Below are 2,806 nucleotides of genomic sequence, written 5' to 3'. Positions count from 1 at the left end.
AATACATGAGTTTTACAGTTTGGCTAGGTCAGCATGAGTACTTTTCACAAGATTTAAGATCGACCATGAACGTGATTAAGTTATAGGGGATTGATGAAATAGTTTTTATGAATTTCTGGCTTTCTGGGCTGATTTTATCAAATTCATGTCTATGCAAAATTGCGACATATTTCTCGTGCTGGTAGTTATCCAGAGTTTGGTCTGCATCTATCCATAGTGCAGACCTTTTTTTGGTGACAGTTTTTTCTTAGTGATTTTCGATCTGGATGTAGTGATTTCACGTTTGCAGAATATATCTTAGCGGTGATCCATCTAATATTCGTGATTATAAAGAGAGCTAATTCACAGGTTCTACAGATTATGTAGCGACTAACTATATCAAAGTCTATTTGCAGTTGATGGTTGGCGCTTAGTTTATATTTACGCTTAGGTTTCAGTTAAAAAATCAATATTCTGTTGAATCCGTGATTGAATCATCTGTAGGGTAGATTCTCGAATTTGATGGGGATACAGGCGCTGCGCAATTTGACTAAATTGAAGTGCAATTTCACGCATGGTCAAGATGATCTCATCGACTTCTAGAGTAGTCAGATTAGCTTCTGAAGTACCGAGTTTATGTATGTCATTTCGGGAAATATTGAGCGCTTCTCCCATAATGTCCATTTGATGATAACCACCTGGACCCTCGCAGAAGGTCACATCATAGGCTGGAGCCAATTTCCATTGACCATTTTTCTCCATGAGAAATGAAAAGTTCTTAGTATGGTCATCCCGATTATTGAAAAGCACATTAAACACAGCACGTTTAAAAGCATGCAATCTTTCTCGTACATCTTGCGTACACATCAAGGTTGCCCGGAGAAAATTGCGATAGTCTAGGCTACCTGGAACTTTATAGTCTGCTCCTGTATATGCAGCCAAACTCTGCATTGGAATCCGCATACCATTTTGACGATCGAATCGTTTAGAAGCAAAAGCCGTTAAACCATTGGGCAAATTAAAGAAATGGGTATCTGGAGTCTCAATTGCACAAAGTCGCAAACATTCTGCATAGACGGCTTCAATGGCGCAGACTTCAGGATGCTCTTGCTGAGCAGGAAACTTAATCAGCCAGGCTTCATGTTGATCAGAATCTTGAGTCGAAAACTCTAAATTGACAGGATCTCGGTAAACCAACGCTTTTGGTCTGGCACCTTGAGGGGAGCCACCCATGACCAATAAATGCTGTAGAAATTCACCACCTTCACCTTTGAGTACTTCTTGAACTTCCTGGGCCAGTTGTTGTAAAGGGATATTTTCTGAGGTTTGCATGTCAGCAACACAAGGTTCAAAGGAGAGGGCACCCATTGCGTGACTACTAATATAGGTCAGACGCTCCAAAGGTCCAATTCGTGCTGAATTTAAGCCAATTTTTTTGAAATATCGATCCATCAACATCATGCCCCAACCATCTGGTAAAGCGTCATAGACTGGACCTGGGAGTCCCATTTGATGAGTAGGAAAACCTTGTCTGAATGGTAGACCTTTTAAAGGCAGCAAGTAAGAAGAGAGCTCAACACCTTGCTGTATTGCTTCTGGACTATATTCAAAAGCAATGGTGGGTCTACCTGTCGTGGCTGTTGAACTAATCAGCGTTCCCCATAACCATGATTCGCCCCAACCGTTGTAATAAACATTAAGTCTATTGAGCATTATCCCTTCCTCTTAATACGGTGGCGCTTACTTTGACTCTCATAGCGAAGAATGTCATTCACACTGTTAAGCTGAGGTTTAAATAGTTCCTGAAGTTCGTTTAATCGACCCAAGACCATTGCAATACGGACTAAATTTTCAACAGATACATTTCGTCCCGCTTCAAGATTCGAAACTGTATTCACGCCGACACCAGCGCGTGCTGCTACCTCAGCTTGAGACATCTCCAGAAAGAGTCGTTGCTTACGTAAACGCTCACCTAAAAGAGTCACAACTTCTTCTGGTTTAGTGAAATATAAATCCATTAAATTGGGTCTTAAGAATGAATAATTTAATTAAATCACAAAATAATGGAATTAATCTATAGCTATAGTGTGGCTAAGGAGGGCTTTGTTGCACAGCACATCAGAAGGGTAGGTATAGTCCTTGGGTATCGGTTACAGAAAATCATCAGGATGTACTTTGACTGATTGTTGATACGGAGATTTCAGTATTTTCATTTTTCCTAATAGGTCACATTACTTAGAAAGGGTTCTTCGAAAATTAGTTCATACTTTAAAAATCCTATAAATATTGAGGATATTTTCTTAATGCTTTCAATATAGCATGCGGCTATATGTAACTCGAACGGGCTTAATCTGCCTTTCAGTATAAATTTTTTGGGCGTGAGAGGGGAGAGGTGTGAGGGCAAGCAATTTATATCGTGGATACTTCTAAATTACTTATGTAATAGAAGGTGGTAAACATGGATTTAGAGGTAATAACACTAAATATAAAAAAATTGGAAGAATAATTTATTAAATTATTGTTTTTATGTGGTTATTGGTGATGTTATGAATAATAATAACTTTTTTCTTGATGAATTTTACCTAAAAAAATTGATCAGATAATTTTCTTTAAATGTCATGCATACATAAATTTGACAGTTTGAAGGGATCGGTATGTGCATTTTTCACAAGGTTAAAGATCGACCATAAATGTGATAAACGGCAGAGGATCATTGAAAAATGAATGGATTTAAACACTACATGTATGCACGAAAAAAAGTATCGCTGCGGTTCTGCTGACAGGCTGTATTGAGCATTGAATGCAAATGATGTAGTAATTGTCTACA

At 38.4% G+C, this 2,806-nt stretch carries 2 protein-coding genes; both read right to left on the bottom strand.

Annotated features, from left to right (window positions below):
* Positions 1-426 precede the first annotated feature (426 nt).
* A complete protein-coding gene (locus tag FTT83_RS15670) occupies positions 427-1,692 on the bottom strand; it encodes a type II toxin-antitoxin system HipA family toxin (protein WP_000934717.1) in 1,266 nt (421 codons plus the stop codon).
* Positions 1,692-1,997 carry a helix-turn-helix domain-containing protein gene (locus FTT83_RS15665; protein WP_000366814.1) on the bottom strand — a complete coding sequence of 102 codons (306 nt, stop codon included), beginning with the start codon at positions 1,995-1,997 and terminating at the stop codon, positions 1,692-1,694. Before FTT83_RS15665 ends, FTT83_RS15670 begins: the two co-directional genes overlap by 1 nt.
* Between the last annotated feature and the right edge of the window lie 809 nt (positions 1,998-2,806).

The sequence above is a fragment of the Acinetobacter sp. YH01018 genome (assembly GCF_013420295.1).
In the GTDB taxonomy this organism is placed as follows: Bacteria; Pseudomonadota; Gammaproteobacteria; order Pseudomonadales; family Moraxellaceae; genus Acinetobacter.
The sequence above is the reverse complement of the archived record's forward strand: the minus strand, read 5'-3'. Positions and strand labels throughout refer to the sequence as shown.

What these genes read in the sequence shown, in the direction of transcription:
- FTT83_RS15670 (WP_000934717.1), bottom strand. Translation starts at nt 1,692, where the DNA reads ATGCTCAATAGACTTAATGTTTATTACAACGGTTGGGGCGAATCATGG.
- FTT83_RS15665 (WP_000366814.1), bottom strand. Translation starts at nt 1,997, where the DNA reads ATGGATTTATATTTCACTAAACCAGAAGAAGTTGTGACTCTTTTAGGT.